The organism is Mucilaginibacter lappiensis, from assembly GCF_900155965.1.
Classification (GTDB): domain Bacteria; phylum Bacteroidota; class Bacteroidia; order Sphingobacteriales; family Sphingobacteriaceae; genus Mucilaginibacter; species Mucilaginibacter lappiensis.
The window spans coordinates 1-16,269 of the sequence record NZ_FTMG01000003.1; the positions used below are offsets into that span (position 1 = coordinate 1).

Annotated in this window: 17 protein-coding genes; 8 read left to right on the forward strand and 9 right to left on the reverse strand. The window is 40.8% G+C overall.

Annotated features, from left to right (window positions below; all coding sequences use genetic code 11):
- Positions 1–351 precede the first annotated feature (351 nt).
- The gene (gene mutS, locus BW976_RS07145; RefSeq protein WP_076371937.1) at positions 352–2,961 is read right to left on the reverse strand and encodes a DNA mismatch repair protein MutS; all 2,610 of its coding nucleotides are present in this window, start codon (positions 2,959–2,961) and stop codon (positions 352–354) included.
- A 178-nt stretch (positions 2,962–3,139) separates the two neighbouring features.
- Positions 3,140–3,628, reverse strand: coding sequence for a hypothetical protein (locus tag BW976_RS07150; protein WP_076371939.1), 489 nt, complete (start codon positions 3,626–3,628; stop codon positions 3,140–3,142).
- Positions 3,629–3,870: 242 nt separating this feature from the next.
- On the opposite strand from BW976_RS07150, the gene BW976_RS07155 reads away from it, so the two are divergent.
- The 4 genes from BW976_RS07155 (at position 3,871) to BW976_RS07170 (ending at position 6,262) form a co-directional block, all read left to right on the forward strand.
- Entirely contained in the window at positions 3,871–4,389 is a 519-nt protein-coding gene (locus tag BW976_RS07155; RefSeq protein WP_076371941.1) for a hypothetical protein, read from the forward strand.
- Between the two features lie 487 nt (positions 4,390–4,876).
- Entirely contained in the window at positions 4,877–5,281 is a 405-nt protein-coding gene (locus tag BW976_RS07160; RefSeq protein ID WP_076371943.1) for a ribosomal maturation YjgA family protein, read from the forward strand.
- Between the two features lie 3 nt (positions 5,282–5,284).
- Complete coding sequence (locus BW976_RS07165; RefSeq protein WP_076371945.1) at positions 5,285–6,061, forward strand: oxygenase MpaB family protein; 777 nt, start codon at positions 5,285–5,287, stop codon at positions 6,059–6,061.
- A 12-nt stretch (positions 6,062–6,073) separates the two neighbouring features.
- Complete coding sequence (locus BW976_RS07170) at positions 6,074–6,262, forward strand: DUF817 family protein (RefSeq protein WP_139332235.1); 189 nt, start codon at positions 6,074–6,076, stop codon at positions 6,260–6,262.
- Between the two features lie 292 nt (positions 6,263–6,554).
- On the opposite strand, the gene BW976_RS07175 is transcribed toward BW976_RS07170, so the two are convergent.
- The 3 genes from BW976_RS07175 to BW976_RS07185 are packed head-to-tail and all read right to left on the reverse strand — an operon-like array spanning position 6,555 to position 7,969.
- Complete coding sequence (locus tag BW976_RS07175) at positions 6,555–6,959, reverse strand: YciI family protein (protein WP_139332236.1); 405 nt, start codon at positions 6,957–6,959, stop codon at positions 6,555–6,557.
- A 7-nt stretch (positions 6,960–6,966) separates the two neighbouring features.
- Positions 6,967–7,494 carry a DUF4199 domain-containing protein gene (locus BW976_RS07180; RefSeq protein ID WP_076371949.1) on the reverse strand — a complete coding sequence of 176 codons (528 nt, stop codon included), beginning with the start codon at positions 7,492–7,494 and terminating at the stop codon, positions 6,967–6,969.
- Positions 7,495–7,525: 31 nt separating this feature from the next.
- Entirely contained in the window at positions 7,526–7,969 is a 444-nt protein-coding gene (locus BW976_RS07185) for a response regulator transcription factor (RefSeq protein ID WP_076371951.1), read from the reverse strand.
- Positions 7,970–8,398: 429 nt separating this feature from the next.
- Here BW976_RS07185 and BW976_RS07190 point away from each other — a divergent pair, with 429 nt between their 5' ends.
- Complete coding sequence (locus tag BW976_RS07190; protein WP_076371953.1) at positions 8,399–8,644, forward strand: hypothetical protein; 246 nt, start codon at positions 8,399–8,401, stop codon at positions 8,642–8,644.
- Here BW976_RS07190 and BW976_RS07195 read toward each other — a convergent pair.
- From BW976_RS07195 to BW976_RS07210, 3 genes are all read right to left on the reverse strand, one after another.
- Positions 8,634–10,589, reverse strand: a complete 1,956-nt coding sequence (locus tag BW976_RS07195; RefSeq protein ID WP_076371954.1) for an LTA synthase family protein — start codon at positions 10,587–10,589, stop codon at positions 8,634–8,636. The genes BW976_RS07190 and BW976_RS07195 overlap by 11 nt on opposite strands.
- Before the next feature lie 411 nt (positions 10,590–11,000).
- Positions 11,001–12,803 (reverse strand): alpha-L-fucosidase, encoded by a 1,803-nt coding sequence (locus BW976_RS07205; RefSeq protein WP_084192100.1) that lies wholly within the window; start codon positions 12,801–12,803, stop codon positions 11,001–11,003.
- A 206-nt stretch (positions 12,804–13,009) separates the two neighbouring features.
- Entirely contained in the window at positions 13,010–13,945 is a 936-nt protein-coding gene (locus BW976_RS07210; protein WP_076372761.1) for a cation diffusion facilitator family transporter, read from the reverse strand.
- 201 nt (positions 13,946–14,146) lie between these two features.
- On the opposite strand from BW976_RS07210, the gene BW976_RS29270 reads away from it, so the two are divergent.
- Positions 14,147–14,515: a hypothetical protein gene (locus tag BW976_RS29270; RefSeq protein ID WP_175614062.1), complete on the forward strand. Its 369-nt coding sequence runs from the start codon at positions 14,147–14,149 to the stop codon at positions 14,513–14,515.
- Positions 14,516–14,658: 143 nt separating this feature from the next.
- Here the strand turns inward: BW976_RS29270 and BW976_RS07220 are convergent, their stop codons facing one another.
- Positions 14,659–15,216: a LamG domain-containing protein gene (locus tag BW976_RS07220; protein WP_139332237.1), complete on the reverse strand. Its 558-nt coding sequence runs from the start codon at positions 15,214–15,216 to the stop codon at positions 14,659–14,661.
- A 166-nt stretch (positions 15,217–15,382) separates the two neighbouring features.
- Between BW976_RS07220 and ppnP the strand changes: the two genes are divergently transcribed.
- Positions 15,383–15,664 (forward strand): pyrimidine/purine nucleoside phosphorylase, encoded by a 282-nt coding sequence (gene ppnP, locus BW976_RS07225; protein ID WP_076371959.1) that lies wholly within the window; start codon positions 15,383–15,385, stop codon positions 15,662–15,664.
- A gap of 149 nt (positions 15,665–15,813) precedes the next feature.
- A complete protein-coding gene (locus BW976_RS07230) occupies positions 15,814–16,143 on the forward strand; it encodes a YbjQ family protein (RefSeq protein ID WP_076371962.1) in 330 nt (109 codons plus the stop codon).
- The last annotated feature ends 126 nt before the right edge of the window (positions 16,144–16,269 follow it).

The window sequence follows — 16,269 nt, forward strand, 5'->3', positions numbered from 1 at the left end:
TTGACACATCGGTGCCGATGAAATAGGTGAATTCCATAACTTTGCTTTTGATTGTTAATAAATCAAGATTAACCTGTTTAAACACAATCAATACCTTACTAATGAGCCTGAGAACTCTAATTTCTATTTGATGCTTGTTTAAACAAACTGACAGAGGATTGAATCGAAGTATAGGCCTTTAAGCCTGGTAAGTCTTTTAATGTGCCTCTGTCAGTGTTAATCTTTTTAACAAAAATCGGAGTTGTTAACAAAGAAAAAGAAGCAAAAAGAAAGCTTCAACAATAATAACAACTCGTTTATTCTTGTTGAAGCTAATCTAAAGGTAAGTCTACTATTATCTGCACATCCTTATTAACTCTTAATTACCCGCTGTATCTCATCCAGCTTCATCAACGCTTCAACCGGGGTAAGGGTATTTACATCCAGGTTATTCAGAGTATCGCGGATTTTTACCAATACCGGATCATCTATAGAAAACATTTGCATCTGCACGGCTTGTTTTTGCACTTTGCGGATACTCTCTTTAATATGCTCGCCACCGGTACGCTCGTTTTCCAGTTTTTTCAAGATCTCATTAGCACGGCTCAATACTTTTGGGGGCATGCCCGCCAGTTTGGCTACATGGATACCGAAACTATGCTCACTGCCACCCGGTACCAGCTTGCGCAGGAAAATAATCTGGTGACCAACCTCTTTTACCGATACATTAAAATTCTTGATGCGGTTAAAGCTGTTGCTTAACTCGTTTAATTCATGATAGTGAGTTGCAAACAGTGTTTTGGCCTTTGCCGATGGATGGTTATGCAGGTATTCAGCAATTGACCAGGCTATGGAAATACCATCATATGTTGAGGTACCACGACCTATCTCATCCAACAGGATCAGGCTACGATCCGACAGGTTATTCAATATACTGGCCGTCTCATTCATCTCCACCATAAAGGTTGATTCGCCGGACGAAAGATTGTCTGATGCTCCTACCCTGGTAAATATCTTATCCACCAAACCAATCGAAGCGGATTTAGCTGGTACAAAGCAACCCATCTGAGCCATCAGTACAATCAAGCCGGTTTGCCTTAACAATGCCGATTTACCAGCCATGTTGGGCCCGGTAATGATAATGATCTGTTGCGATTCCGAATCCAAATACACATCATTGGTGATGTATGATTCACCCAGTGGTAGGTTCTTCTCGATCACCGGGTGACGGCCGCCTTTGATGTCCAGCTCCCGGCTTTCGCTCATTTCGGGCTTTACGTAATAGTTTTTAATAGATATGGTAGCAAAGTTCAGCAGCACATCCAAACGGGCTATCAGCTGGGCATTAAGCTGTATAGGCTTAATATATTCGGCAAGGGCGTATAACAAGTCGTTATACAAGCGTGTTTCCAGCGCCAGTATCTTTTCTTCGGCACCCAATATCTGTTCTTCGTATTCTTTTAGTTCGGGGGTAATATAACGTTCGGCATTCACCAATGTCTGCTTGCGGATCCACTCCGACGGCACTTTATCACGGTGACTGTGTGTAACCTCCAGGTAATAACCAAACACGTTGTTAAAGGATACTTTAAGGGAAGGGATACCGGTTGCTTCAGCCTCACGCTTCTGGATCTCCAACAGATAACCTTTACCACCAAAAGCGATCTTGCGCAACCTGTCGAGCTCCTCGTTGATCCCCTCGTTCATCACTGATCCTTTTACGATCATTACCGGGGGCTCGGGATGTAGTTCCCTCGCTATCTTCTCGCAAATAGAGCCGCAGGGATTCAACTGTTCACCTATCGCTTTAAGCGGTAAGCTCTCTGAGGTTTCAGCTATCTTTTTGATATCAGCGATAGCTAAAAGAGCTTTCTTGAGCTGACAAACCTCGCGTGGGTTGGCGCGTTGCAAACCGATTTTTGAAATCAGCCTTTCCAGATCGCCTATTTGGCGAATGTATTGTTGTAGCTCTTCTCGGAGTTTCTCCTGTGCTATCAGGTATTCTACCACACCTAAGCGATCGTTGATAGGTTTTATTTCCTTCAGCGGCATCACTATCCAACGGCGCAGTAATCGCGCGCCCATGGGCGAGCTGGTTTGGTCAAGCACATCAACCAGGGTTTTGGCGTTTTCATTAGCAGATCCAATTAGTTCCAGGTTACGGATGCTGAACCTATCGAGCCACAGATACCTGTCTTCTTCAATACGTGATATCGACGATATATGCTGCAGGTTACGGTGTTCGGTTTCGTTGAGGTAGTGGATAGCCACACCGGCGGCAATGATACCCAGGTTAAGCTTATCAATACCAAAACCCTTGAGCGATTTTACGCCGAAATGTTTCAACAAAGTTTCGTTGGCATAATCACCGCTATAGGGCCATTCGTCGAGCGAGTAGGTATAAAAGCGGTCGCCATAAGTATCTTTAAAATCGCGCGACCGGCTTTTAGGATAGATTACTTCACTTGGTGAAAAACTTTGCAGCAGCTTATCAATATAGTCGCTGTTACCTTGCGCGGTTATAAACTCACCGGTCGAAATATCAATGAGGGCAATGCCTATAGTATTTTTTTCAAAATGCAGTGAAGCCAGGTAATTATTGGTCTTCTGATGCAGTATATTATCATTGGTAGCCACACCAGGGGTAACCAATTCAGTAACCCCACGCTTTACAATGGTTTTAGTAGTCTTAGGATCTTCCAGCTGATCACAGATCGCCACACGCTGCCCTGCCCTAACCAGTTTTGGTAAATAGGTTTCGAGCGAATGATGCGGAAAACCAGCCAGTTCAATATGGGTACCAACACCATTACCACGACGAGTAAGTACAATGCCCAATATGCCTGAGGCTTTAATGGCATCTTCGCCAAAGGTTTCATAAAAATCGCCCACACGAAATAGCAGCAAGGCCCCGGGATACTTAGCCTTTATGGCGTTGTATTGCTGCATTAAGGGGGTTTCTTTGGTAGTGTCTTTAGCCAAGCGGTTACTCCTTTTGTTAATCGGGTAAAGTTAATGCATTGGCTGCGTATTTATGGGATTGTGGAAAAGTTACAGTGTTGTGGATATTGGCAAAAACCGGAACTTTAAGTGGTGAAAACTAATTGGGTTCAATATCCCTGAAACAAAGCTTAAAAGTCTTACTGACATCTGTTTGCAACTACCTACTTAACTCACCCATGGTTTCCTGGCCAGAAAAAGGTGATGGTGGTTTAATTCTTGCTTTGATGTAACACTCTATAATATCATTATAAATTTCCTTGTCATTCCCTTCTATCAAATCCGTCGATACACAGATACAGCTGCTTCTGATACCCTCTCCCTTTACGGTAAAAAAGATAGACAAGCCCTGCCCACGCATTTTACCGCAACTGATATCCGTAACATCTTCCCAGTAAATAACCTTATTTTCAATATGATAGATCAATTTTTCATGATCGATTTGTAGTGCGGCTTTATCTTGCAAATCATAAGTAAAACATTGCCTACAGTAGTAAATAGCTACGGCACTAAGAACAGCTATTACCGGTAATACGCCTGGCCAGTTATGATCATTAATGTCAGCAACACATATAAACGCAATAGCAAAGGGTATAATGATACCCACAAGCCACAAGGCTTTACTGCATTTATAAGTGATAATGTTCATTTTCAGTTTATAGTCAGTACTAAAATAAAAAAAATAATGAAAATAAAAAAAATTAATGTCAATATTACAGTTTTTATATCTTCATTATTAATTACCGTATTACAAACAGATATACGGCTGTTATTATACATTGGTTTGCTGGTATAAAAACATCTTTATAAAAACATTAAATATTTTCTGATAGAAATTGCACCAGGTACAAACAACTTTTTCCGGATGCTGTTAAAGCTAAAATTTACGTTATGAGCAACCTAAGATTATTAAGTGATGAGCAAAGCAACCGGATCAGGCTTTTTTATAAAACCGGCTTCCCTATCGGTATTATATTTATGCTGGCTTTTGGCATCCCTTTAACTATTGTTGTTGCTGCTTTTGCTGGTATTATAGCCTCTGTAGCGATGCTACTTTTAATTGCCGGTGGTATTTATCTTATTGTCAAAAAAAGAAGTAAAAAAATAACCCATGCCCTGGAAGTATACGAATACGGAACTGAAGAAGATATTTATTTCGATTCCATTGAGCTAAACTATAACTACCAGGTAAACGGCCGGCCGCAACAGATCATAAATATACGACGTGGTAGCGAGTTAATACAGGTTAAAACATTCAGCAGCAAGGTTTGTGATGCCTTTAGCCTGCCATCTCAAAAGGCCTACTTCTATGACCGGTACCCAGAGATTGTTTTACCATCTTCTATATTTTATACCACCATCAACGATAAACAAGATCCCCCTCAAAAAACCAGGAGTGTTAGCATCTAAATATTCGTCTCATCCAAGTAGCAAGTATCAAGATTTTTGACAGTAGAAATAAGATCAAACCAATTGTCTTGATACCTGATACTAGCTACTTGATACTAAATAAAACTTTTTAAACCTTAAATTTTAACACTTTTTTAGTCAAAAACAGGGTAAAAAGGCTTAGCTTTTGGCCACTTTAACTAAATTTTAACGCCATTTTAACACTTTTTAACAAATTATTGATGGCTTTTGAAAGCTTTAAAAAGTATTAAATTTATGATTATCAAATAACTACATACAAAACGATCGGTTTTTGGGCTCTGTTCTCCCTTAATAAAACAGCCCGATTTTTCTTTTTGATCAGAAAAACCGGGCTGCCCGTTTACTCAAATATACAAAAATTAAGGCGTAAATCCAATCCACAATTTCCATGAAAAACCTCTTCTTCCTTTTCAGATTTGGAAATACAAATTATTATTAATTACTTTGAATAACAAAGTACTTTTTAATGATAAAATCATATCGATACTTCACCCCCGCCCTGCTGCTTTTTTTATTGGAGGCTATCATAGCCTGGTACGTGCACGATAACATTATCCGGCCATATGGCGGCGATTTTCTGGCGGTATTATTCCTGTATTGCCTTATCAAAAGCTTTTTTTATATACCTCCGTTTAAAGCTGCTTTACTGGCATTGTTGGTAGCATACGCCATAGAGATATCGCAATATTTTCATTTGACCACGCTATTGGGCGTGCAAAACTCAAAAACGATCACTTTACTATTGGGCAGTTCCTTTGCATGGATGGATATATTGTGTTATACCAGTGCTTTTGTATTGATCATCATCATAGAACAATTCAGATCTCAGCCTACGGCAGGTAGGCCAGGAATCCGGAACCCGAAAAAATAAACTATGGAATATTTTGTAGATGAACGCTCTATAGTGCGAAAGATATGGGGCAAAGCCGATACCATCCTGTTTATTTTTGCAGGTGCTGCCGCCGAATTTGCCTTAAACAAGGCGGTAGACTGGTTATATTATACCGGTAAGCTACCAGCCGACCCATTGGACAGGTTATTCTCCACAGTGGCTTATTCCCGACAGATTATTTTTTCAGAGCGTGACGCGGCTTTAAAGGCTATTGACAGGATCACCACCATTCATCAGGGTGTTGAAACCAGCCGGGGTGCGCAAATACCCGACTGGGCCTATCGCGATGTATTGTTCCTGCTCATCGATCTTTCTATCAGCTCTTACGAACTGCTGGAACGCCCCCTTACCCTGTTAGAGAAAGCGCAGACTTTTGCCGTATTCAAGCGCGTTGGTACCCGCATGCAGCTTTCCGGCTTGCCTGCCACCTATTCGGAATACCTGAATATGCGTCGCGAACATCTGCAACAAAACCTGGTTCGCAGCGAATTAACGGTTGATCTGTACCATCAGTATCGCCATCATCTGGGTGCCGCGCGCTACCAGGTATTAAAACAGGCCCAATTACTGGTGGTTCAGCCAGAGGTACGCCATCACCTCCGTTTAAATACACTACCCTGGTTACGGCCAATATTATGGGGATATAAATTTTTAAAACTGTTAAAACTGCATACGTTTTTACGCAACGCGCTGTTACCTGCAGCGTACAAAACGCAAATTTTGAGTCTTGAGTCCGAAGTTTTGAGTAATGAGTCTTGAGTTCTAAGTACCCTGCTTGGCGCCTGGAAATATGCTTACCAGCACCACAGCTGGGCCATGGTAAATTACCAAAAGATAAGCTCCTGGGGCTTCCTGGTGATTGTGAGTTTTATTATCGTAGCCGAGTTAAAAATGCTGAAAGGCGGTGTTAAAGAATCAGCTTCACTCTCTGTGCATGAGTCATCGACAAGCTCAGCCTAACAGACACTTTTTGAAGTTATATAAAATCATGTCATTGCGACAGCGTGGCAATCTCCTCGCATTCATATTTTGAACGCGATGAGATTGCTTCGTCGTTCCTCCTCCTTTAGATTAGCATAATTATTATATTGGATTATTTTGATTGAGAAAGAAGCAGGGTAAACTATGCTTCGCAATGACATGTTATTTAATCAATTACTCGTACTGTACGAAGTCAGAGACTTCGTACAGTACATCAAGCCTCTGCGCGCGCATCTTCGATAAGCTCAGACTGACAGGCCTTTTTTAGCAATCAGTTTGCGGTGTTTTGTATTGACCTGATCTCTACATTGCCGCCTAATTCAAAAACAGGGCATTTGGCCGCGATTTGTTTAGCTTCAGTCAAATCGGCAGCGTTTATGATTAAAAATGAACTGACCAGTTCGCCATTGGTTATGTAAGCTGTTGTTTTAATTGGTTTATCTGTACTGGTCAATGTTGTGCCTTCTGAAGGGAAACGGTAACCACCGGAGATCTTACCATTCTTTCCTAAATCAGTCATCCAGGCTGTCCAATGCTGGATGTTTGTTTTGATAACTTCGGGAGATGCTTTGATATCGGCTTTTGAGCGAATAATAAAGACAAACTGGTTTTGCTTTTGCTGCGCAAATGCACAGGCTGTAAACAGGCAGATAATAATTGTCAATAAATATTTCATCGTTTTATTATTTTTTGCTTTTAACAAATAAAGCCATGATTAATGCGATCACTGTTCCGCAAACCGTTTGACCCACTAATGCTTGCAGCATTTGTCCGCCAGTTGTCCATTGTTGCCTTAAGCCAGGCATACTTGCTGCAATTTCGGCCGAACTTTTACCATCAGCTATCATCGCTTTCTTGCTTTCAGACAGCATATAAGCCGCATAACCCGGATTGATATAATCACAGTAGATGAACCCTACCAGCACAGTAATAATACCTGTGGTTAAAGCAATAATAAAACCAGCTAATAAAGCCTTACCAAAAGTCAATTTTCCGCTGTTACTTCTTTTAACGCTTTGCATCCCGGTATAAATGCCTATACCTAATATGATTAAAGCAAGCAGACCAGTAAGGCCACGGATGGTTGTAGTATTGACACCCCATGCAAAATGTTTGTTGAGGCTATCCGCTACGGTAAAAGAACCAATGGCAAAAATACTAACAATGAGCCCGGTAATAATGGCCTGTTTCCAGGGATACTTGTTGTTCATGTTGCAAAAGTGAATGGTTAATGCATAAAAATCAAATTCTGGCGGGTGGAGAAAGGGTTGATTTTTGGTTTTCGAGGTACTGGTGGTAAATCTTTGCGGCGTCTTTTCTGTTCTTCACATTAAGTTTAAAGAACATGTTATTGATATGCGTTTTTACCGTACTTATTTCGATATAGTTTGCCGAAGCGATCTCCTTATTACTTTTGCCGCTCGCAATCAGTTCCAAAATATGAAGTTCTTTTGCTGTCAGGATCTCAAGTGGATTACTGTTAGTCAGGTCTGCTGTTTGTTGCTGGTGATACCTGTTAGTTAAGATGACGCCGGTAACTAAGGCGGCAATAGCTATACCGGCTAAATAATATTCGTATTTAAAATAATGATAGACCAACAGCAGGTTGGTAAATTCATACAACAAAATGACGACGGCTGTAATTAAGCCTATCCCGATGGAGATCTTCAGTAGTGGTTTGGTCATTAACAGCTATTATTTCTACCGATAAATTTAATCTATTTCAGGGTAAATTAAAGACCATCATTTTTAGTTCCCTCCCCACGGGAGGGGCGCGTTGGGCAAATGCAGTGGCAGGGAGGGGTTTATGCACGCGATGATCATCCTATTCCATAAACCCCTTCCTCCCCTTCCCGAGGGAAGGAATCGCACCGGGCCTTGGCTTTTTGATTGGTATTTCATGGCCTGCGGAACCATGGTGGACGGGGCCCTTCACGCGTCTTCGACAAGCTCAGACTGACATGCTTTTTTTATTTGTGATTTCTACCATATTCATCCATGGTCTATCGACTATCAACAATAAATCTATCTGTAACATTTTCGATGCTTTGTTAACGGCGATAATAAGCCCTGATATCGTATCGTTCCTATCAGGAACCCCTTTCGCTATACAACATGAGTAAACAGTACAGTCAAGTTAAAATACGTTATAATACCGACAGTAATGGCCATGATCAATGCTGGCGCCTGATTCTTGACGGTGATGAAGTATTGGTTGAATCGGTACAGATTGATGCTCCGGTTTGTACTTCCCGGGATTGGATAGAATCCGTTGGCAAGTTTAAACACCATATCTCGGTTAGCGATTGCCACGTCAGCATCGATAAAGAGGGTACTGCCCTGATAACCACTAAGGGTTAACCGCATATTTTTGTTCAGCCACCAGTTTCCTGTTCACAATTCTATCAGTATAATCTTGTATGAGGGCTTTGCAGTCCATCACCCCTTTTTGCATTTCCGGATTAAGCTGGCCATTAGAAAGGCTCTTCTCCAAACCTTTATCGGTAACCGCGAATATACCGGTGATGTTTTTTCCATCGAACAGGTAAATATAATTGCCCTGCATCAATTGATAGATATTGCCTGTTGAGTTTATAATACGCGGCATTTCGGTTGGAAGGTTACTTACCAAACTCCTGCCCCACGACCGGAATGGCTTGTTATAACCTATTAAATCAACAACCGTTGGATAGATATCCATTTGCGAAGCCAAATCTGTACGCACGCCTTTGAGATTATAGTCGCTATTGGCGCTGTATAATAGTATAGGCACTGCAAAGCGGTTTATCTGTTTACTGTATTCGGGATAGTAAGTTTGGCTGGTATGATCGGCAGTGATCACGAAAATGGTATTATGAAACCAGGGCTGCGTTTTGGCATAATTGAAAAAGATCCGTAAGGAATTATCTGTATACTGAACACATTTATCAATAGCCAGCGGACCGCCTTTAAACCTTTCTTTATACTTTTCGGGCATTTGATAAGGATCATGCGATGACAGCGTGAACAGCGTAGCCATAAAAGGCTGTTTTTCCTGTGTCAGCGTACGACCCATAAACTGAAAAAACTGCTCGTCCCAAATACCCCAAATGCCGTCAAAGTCTTTATCATCGTTGTATTCTGTACGACCAAAATAGTGCTTATAGCCCAAAATGCTGCCAAAACCCTGAAAGCCCATAGAACCGTTTGCCGCACCGTGGAAGAACGAGGTTTCGTACCCCATGCTATCGCAAATGGATACTATCGACTGGATCTTTTGCTTGGCATAAGGCGATGATGTAAAAGCGTTCTGAAACGATGGTATACCCGCCAATACGGATGACATGGCATGGATGGATTGCCGGCCTGTGGCATAAGCGTTGGTAAATATAAGGCTGTTGTTGGACAATGAATCCAGGAACGGCGTATATGATTTAAACCCGGGTATACTTACCCCATGATTCATACTGCCCCAATACTCGCGGGCCATACTCTCCAGTATAATGATCACCACATTGGGTTTATTGGCGGGTTGCGAACTGTATTGTTTTACTGGTTTAATGCTTGTGCGGATATACCCTTCATCTGTCCAGTGCTGCAGTTTGTAGTTGTTGCTGCTTAATGTTCTGATAACAGAGAAGGGGGTATTCAGCACAATATCGCCCTGGTTAGGCACAGTAATATGCTTGTAGGCATCAACCATGTTAATAGGCCGGGTACTATGTGCAAAATCGCCCCGGATACCACCGATAACCAAGGTAAGGATGAGCAGAAATGATACGATAGATGATAAGAAATATACTTTCTTATCTGTTACCCTTGCTGGTTTTACCTTTACCTGTTTATATAGCCAGATCCAGCAAAACGAACACAGTATAAATAGGATGATCACATACCAGTAAGCCTCAGAAAAATGAGTAAACAACAATTTTTTATTACTCTCATCAGCCAATACATCCAATGTTGCCTTGGTTGAGCGTACCTGGCTAAAGCGATAGTAAATAATATCAACAAAGTTGGTGGCGTAGGCGAGCAAATTGGTAACAAAATACAGCATAGCCATCCCCTTTTGAAACTTAGGCTGCGTATTTACAGTAAGCGGCAAAACACTGAGCAGAATAAACAAGCTATTGATATAAAGCAACGCTGTGGTATCAAAGGCCATACCGTAGTAACACAACCTAAGCAATGCCCAAAAACTATCAACCGCAAACAGATGAGTATTAAAAGCAAAAAATAATACCCTTGCAATAAAGTAAAACAAATACCCCAAAAACAGCCTGTATAAAAGCACTTTATACTCAGCCAACCTTAATTTACCTTCCATGAAAAACACTTTGCTATTAATTTTCCCAGGTTGGATCGACGGGGTATAATCGATCTTTATTTATACCGGGAGCTTTTAAAAGGTGGAAAATAAAAAAAATCAGAATAACAATTAATTAATATTTAAATAACATAAATTTAATGACATTACATTGGCAAATAGCGGGTGCCGGAGAGGAAACTCATTCACCCATTATCCGCCCCATAAACAGAACGGCAATGAATAGAGATCAATTGATTTTCCCCTTCATTGCCGTTGCATTAGTTAGAATGTACAGGCTTGGTATCACACCACAGTCAGGAATTGCTCCTTCAAAAGAGTAATAAGACAGTTGTTCAAAAAAGGATGTCATGCTGTGCTCCGTCGAAAGGCGACACCCCTCTTTTTTATTTGTTATGTCTTTTCAAAAGCTTAAAGCTTTTTACTTAACCAAATCCTATTAAATAATAATTTTTCGTTTTCTGTTGAGTTCACCGTTAAGGTGATCTTATAAAAGCCTTCTTTAGGGAAATTAAACACACCGATTGGGTTGTTCACAAATTCATCAGTATAACTATCATGTGGCTCTACAACCACCTTCCCGGTTGGTTTTAATGATGCCGACAAGTTTTGATCGCTGGCGCTAATACTTATGGACATGCCTGTTTTTGAATCATTATGGTACGATAAATCTGCCTGATAGGTTCCTGCGGCCGATATGTAAACCTGCCAGGTAAGTACTCCATTTTTATCAATGATTAAATGAGCAGGGCGCACACCGTCAAACCCTACCTTTTTATATCCTACTGTGTTTTGCGATGCATTATTGCTGCTTAATGCCAACCCACCGAAGGTAGATTCAGCCACGGCCTTTTCATCCAGTTCTACCGGTTGGGCATATTGTAAAGCAATTACAGATACAAAATGATCTCCGGCAACGTCAGGTAATTGAATATGGGTATATGGGCCTGACTTTGTAAAGCTTAAGGCAACTTTACCAGCATCAGTTATCAGCTCGGCTTTTTCAGGTTTCGACAGAATCCCGGTTAAGCGTAATATCTTATCCAATGGCCAGTTGTACACTTGTAGATAAACTATCTGTTTGTTATCCAGTTTTTTGGTGGTTATTCTTCCCCAATCGTGCTGATCTGATCGTAATTGCAAGCCAGTACATCCATAAACAGATTCTCCGTTTTTGGATAGCCAGGCGCCCATATCATTCAACCGGGTTTGATCTTCGTACGGAACGGCACCATCTGCCCGGGGGCCTATATTTAAGGTAAATCCTCCGTTGAGGCTAACATTGCCTATCAACGACTGTAGTAACTGGCTGGTAGACTTATACTCATTCTCCAACGCATTATATCCCCATGAATTGGCAATTGTTCCGGATGTTTCCCATGGATGATTGGTATAAGCTGCTCCCAGCTGGTTATCGCCCATCGTTTCAAAATCAATACCCGGAGTATTTGCAGGTAAGCCCAGTCTGGAATTGATCAGACAAGCCGGTTGCAGTTCATGTATCAGCTTAATAACCTGATCCAGCTGCTCTTTTTTTACAATGGTTGTTTTATAATCAACCCACATATCAAACCAGATCATGGCAATGTCGCCATAATTGGTGAGCAGTTCGCGCAGTTGTGGTAAAACCTTTCCCTGCCAGTATTTATTGTATTGCTCATCGGTAATACGGCCGGTTATTTCCTGGTTATGATCCCAGCCATCCGGATGTTCCCAATCCAACCAATGCGAATAGTAAAAACCCAGCTTCATGCCATGTTTTTTACAGGCAGCAGCCAACTCCTTCAATACATCCCTATTGGTACCGCTGAGTTTGCTTAAATTATGTTCACTCACTTTGGAGTTCCAGATGGCTATCCCATCATGATGCTTGGCCGTAATGAGGATATATTTCATTCCTGCCTTTTTTGCCAGAATTACCCATTGTTCGGGGTCTATTTTATTCCAGTCAAACCGTTTGGCCAGTTTCACATACTCATCCTCGGGTATGCGGTTGCGGTAGCGGATCCATTCTGCATAATTATTACCATTCCTCAGGCGCTCGCCTTCCCATATCCCTTCGGCCGCACTATACAATCCCCAATGAATAAACATACCGAAACGGGCATCGGTAAACCATTTAACTTTTTCACTATCATTTGATGCAGACTGAGCGCTAACAGCACCTATAAAAGAAAAGAATAACAACAAAGCAAGTAATGTACGTTTCAGCATTTTACGGATGGGTATTTATTTGACAATTAAAAACGTTTATAACGGTTTATAAAAGTAATGATCGTTTATTGCTTAAAATTTCGCGAACTTATCATTTGACTGAGCGAAATTGGCACAAAAGATTACTATCCCGAGATGCTTAATCTGAAATTCTGTTCGCTTTGAAGTCCTGAATTAAGCTTGGTCTGAAGTAGATTTATAACTCTTTAAATATACGTTTGCACATCAGGACTTATCTTATCCAGGTAAATGTCGGGCTGGATGATCACAAAATGGATTAAACCATACTCGTCCTTCACCCGGTTACGGATCCGCGAGATAGCTTCATTGAGCTGCCCGGTATCCAGGTTAGGCTTAAATGCGATGATGAGCATGAGTAATATTTCGCTTGGCGATTGATAGGTTGACAGGATGTGCATCAGTTTCAACACATCTGTATCATGCTCCACAATTTCGGTAATCCTGGTTTTTGTTTGCTGGCTTATCCCCTCGCCCATTAATAAACTGCGGCTTTCCCGGGCCAATATAATGGATACCCCAACAAGCAATAAACCTACCAGCAGGGAGGCTACGCCATCCAGATAGTCGAGATGATAGTGGTGCCCAATGAACAAACAGATCATCACTATAAACAGGCCGATAACCGCGGCTCCATCTTCAAAAAGCACCAGGAAAGTGGATGGATCTTTACTATTGGTGATGGCCCGCCACCAGGTTTGATCACCTCGCAATTTGTTAAATTCTTTTGCCGATATAATAAAAGAAGTTCCTTCAAACAAAATAGAAGAACAAAGCACCACATAACTCCAGGTTGGGTTACCCGGCACATCGGGTTTGATGATGTGATTGATGCCCTGATAAATAGAAACACCGCCACCCAGGCCAAAAATAAGTATAGATACAATGAATGAATAGAAATACAATTCCTTACCGTAGCCAAAGGGATGCCTTACATCAGGTTTCTTTTTACTTTGGTGCAAACCCAGCAAAAGCAGCAATTGATTGGCTGTATCAACAACCGAATGCACACCTTCGGCAATCATAGCGGCGCTGTTACTTACCACACCCGCCACAAACTTAGTGACCGCTATCAGCAAATTGGCCGCAAGCGCGCTGTAAATAGATTTTTTTGACGACGCCATATCATAAACTAAATACTTATATCTGGTATTTGTTTGAATTAAAAAAAACAGGCGCATTTTAAGAATGTAAACTACTTACCACAAGACATTAATAATCTCATTATCAATAAAGTGGATTGATATTTTCGAATTTATTGAAACCATAACGGATTAGCAATGTTATCATATTAGTTAATTTATAAAACATTAAAGAAATTAATTATGAAGAATTCAAAAATAACAGCAGTGGCCATTGCACTCACATTTGCGGCTTCTGTGGTGCTTGCCGGTAATCACAAGGCTGATAATCTGCAAAAAGTTAATAGATTGAATATAAAGACGGCCACTATGGTTACAGATACCATTCCGGATAAGAAGAAGAAAAAAGCGCCAAAAGCACCGACCCCGGCGCCAAATCCTACTCCAACACCTACGGATCCAACCAATCCAAGTCCTACACCTATGCCAACTCCAAGTCCGGATCCAAATCCGAATCCTACACCAAGTCCTAATCCAACACCTACGCCAATGCCAAGTCCAACACCTTCACCTACACCAAGTCCAAGCCCTACGCCAACGCGTCCTGCTTAATAGTTTGATTTAGATTGATATAAAGTAAAAGGCCCGCTGCGTTTCCACAGCGGGCCTTTTAAATATGGTATGATGCAATCAATTGTTAATGATGCAGAATATGTATTTCTGATTTAACTTAAATATGAGATGAAAAACCCGTCTTAGTTGCTTACAAATGTATAAGGCAAATTGGTGAATGTGCCCGACAATATTTGTTGTACGTTAATGGATATAATATTACCGTTCTGGTCTTTATTAACTTGTTTGGAGGTAAATGAATAAGTACCTGTGATTACTTTTTTAACTGAATCGATAGCGGTTGTAGTAACCGATCCTGATCCTGGTTCTACAGTACCTATCTGAGTAAAATTACCACCAAGTGAAGCCTGGATATAATAAGCTAGCTGAACATTATTAGTAGCATCAACTTTATAAGTAGCAAAAGGAAAACCAGCGGTATTTATACTGTTAGGAACGGCTACACTAATGCTTACCTGTTGCTGAGTAGCGGTACCAACCACTGTAAAAGTCTTGGTTTTGGTGGCAGCATTATAGGTGATAGCAGCGCTTACCGTATCCGGATTCCACGCAGTACCGTTAATATCAGCAGACAGTATTTTATCGGAAATAGTAGAAGCAGAAGTAGTTACGTCCTTTTTACAGCTTTGGATACATATAGCTGATAAAAGTAACAGCATCAATAGTTGAATTTTCTTCATATATAAATTTTATGCAAATAACGCTTTTTACGAAGTAATAATTACAACCGAAGTTGCTTTTTTCACATATTTTAACATTCTCGATGAATGCATCACGTAATTGAAGTTTGCAAATTATAAAACAATTGATTTTAATTAAGCATATTAGGCCTTAAATTTTTTAAGCATGATTAACGTAAACGAATATTTTGAAGGAGCAGTTAAGTCACTGGCTTACACTACCGATCAGGGTCGCAGTACTATTGGTGTTATTGAAAAAGGCGAATATGAATTTGGTACATCGAGCCATGAAACCATGACCATTATTGAAGGCCGACTGGAAGCTTTATTACCCGGTGAAACTAATTGGCAGTTATTTACCGCCGGACAAACGTTTGAAGTAAATGCCAACACCGTATTTAAAGTTAAAACAGAAGAGCAGAGCTCATACCTGTGTACCTACCGGTAAAGCTACAAAGTTTAAAACCTGTAGGAGTGCCTGGTAAAAATAAAGTGGACATTATTTGTAATTATAAAGATGATGTTTTATCTAACTATAAAACATACTAACCATTAAAACGGTTAACCTAAACATCAATACCAATAATTAAAAAACAAATGGACACTTCACTTATTACTACCAGTACCTCTTTAGAGGGTTATCACGTTACCAAACATTTAGGCGTTGTTCGTGGCATTACCGTACGCAGTCGCAGCGCTCTTGGTAATATTGCAGGTGGCTTTCAATCACTTTTTGGCGGCAGACTTTCTATTTACGTGGAATTATGCGAAAATGCCCGCGAAGAGGCTTTCCAGCTTTTGGTGCAGCATGCGCAGGCATTAGGCGCCAATGGCATTATTAACATGCGTTATGATGCTAATGAAGTGATGCAGGGCATCACCGAAGTATTGGCCTACGGAACTGCCGTTGTGGTTGAAAAAGTATAAACTGATATATCTTTTGTTCAGAAAGGGGCGGCAATCAATGTCGCTCTTTTTTTTAAACGCACCATGATGATATCCGGGGATAAACAAAAAAACCGGCTTGTTGCCGGTTTATATAACACAATATCA

Bases quoted from the DNA above. Each gene is read 5' to 3' on its own strand.
- BW976_RS07150 (WP_076371939.1), bottom strand. From the start codon at position 3,628: ATGAACATTATCACTTATAAATGCAGTAAAGCCTTGTGGCTTGTGGGT.
- BW976_RS07155 (WP_076371941.1), top strand. From the start codon at position 3,871: ATGAGCAACCTAAGATTATTAAGTGATGAGCAAAGCAACCGGATCAGG.
- BW976_RS07160 (WP_076371943.1), top strand. From the start codon at position 4,877: ATGATAAAATCATATCGATACTTCACCCCCGCCCTGCTGCTTTTTTTA.
- BW976_RS07165 (WP_076371945.1), top strand. From the start codon at position 5,285: ATGGAATATTTTGTAGATGAACGCTCTATAGTGCGAAAGATATGGGGC.
- BW976_RS07175 (WP_139332236.1), bottom strand. From the start codon at position 6,959: ATGAAATATTTATTGACAATTATTATCTGCCTGTTTACAGCCTGTGCA.
- BW976_RS07180 (WP_076371949.1), bottom strand. From the start codon at position 7,494: ATGAACAACAAGTATCCCTGGAAACAGGCCATTATTACCGGGCTCATT.
- BW976_RS07185 (WP_076371951.1), bottom strand. From the start codon at position 7,969: ATGACCAAACCACTACTGAAGATCTCCATCGGGATAGGCTTAATTACA.
- BW976_RS07190 (WP_076371953.1), top strand. From the start codon at position 8,399: ATGAGTAAACAGTACAGTCAAGTTAAAATACGTTATAATACCGACAGT.
- BW976_RS07195 (WP_076371954.1), bottom strand. From the start codon at position 10,589: ATGGAAGGTAAATTAAGGTTGGCTGAGTATAAAGTGCTTTTATACAGG.
- BW976_RS07205 (WP_084192100.1), bottom strand. From the start codon at position 12,803: ATGCTGAAACGTACATTACTTGCTTTGTTGTTATTCTTTTCTTTTATA.
- BW976_RS07210 (WP_076372761.1), bottom strand. From the start codon at position 13,945: ATGGCGTCGTCAAAAAAATCTATTTACAGCGCGCTTGCGGCCAATTTG.
- BW976_RS29270 (WP_175614062.1), top strand. From the start codon at position 14,147: ATGAAGAATTCAAAAATAACAGCAGTGGCCATTGCACTCACATTTGCG.
- BW976_RS07220 (WP_139332237.1), bottom strand. From the start codon at position 15,216: ATGAAGAAAATTCAACTATTGATGCTGTTACTTTTATCAGCTATATGT.
- ppnP (WP_076371959.1), top strand. From the start codon at position 15,383: ATGATTAACGTAAACGAATATTTTGAAGGAGCAGTTAAGTCACTGGCT.
- BW976_RS07230 (WP_076371962.1), top strand. From the start codon at position 15,814: ATGGACACTTCACTTATTACTACCAGTACCTCTTTAGAGGGTTATCAC.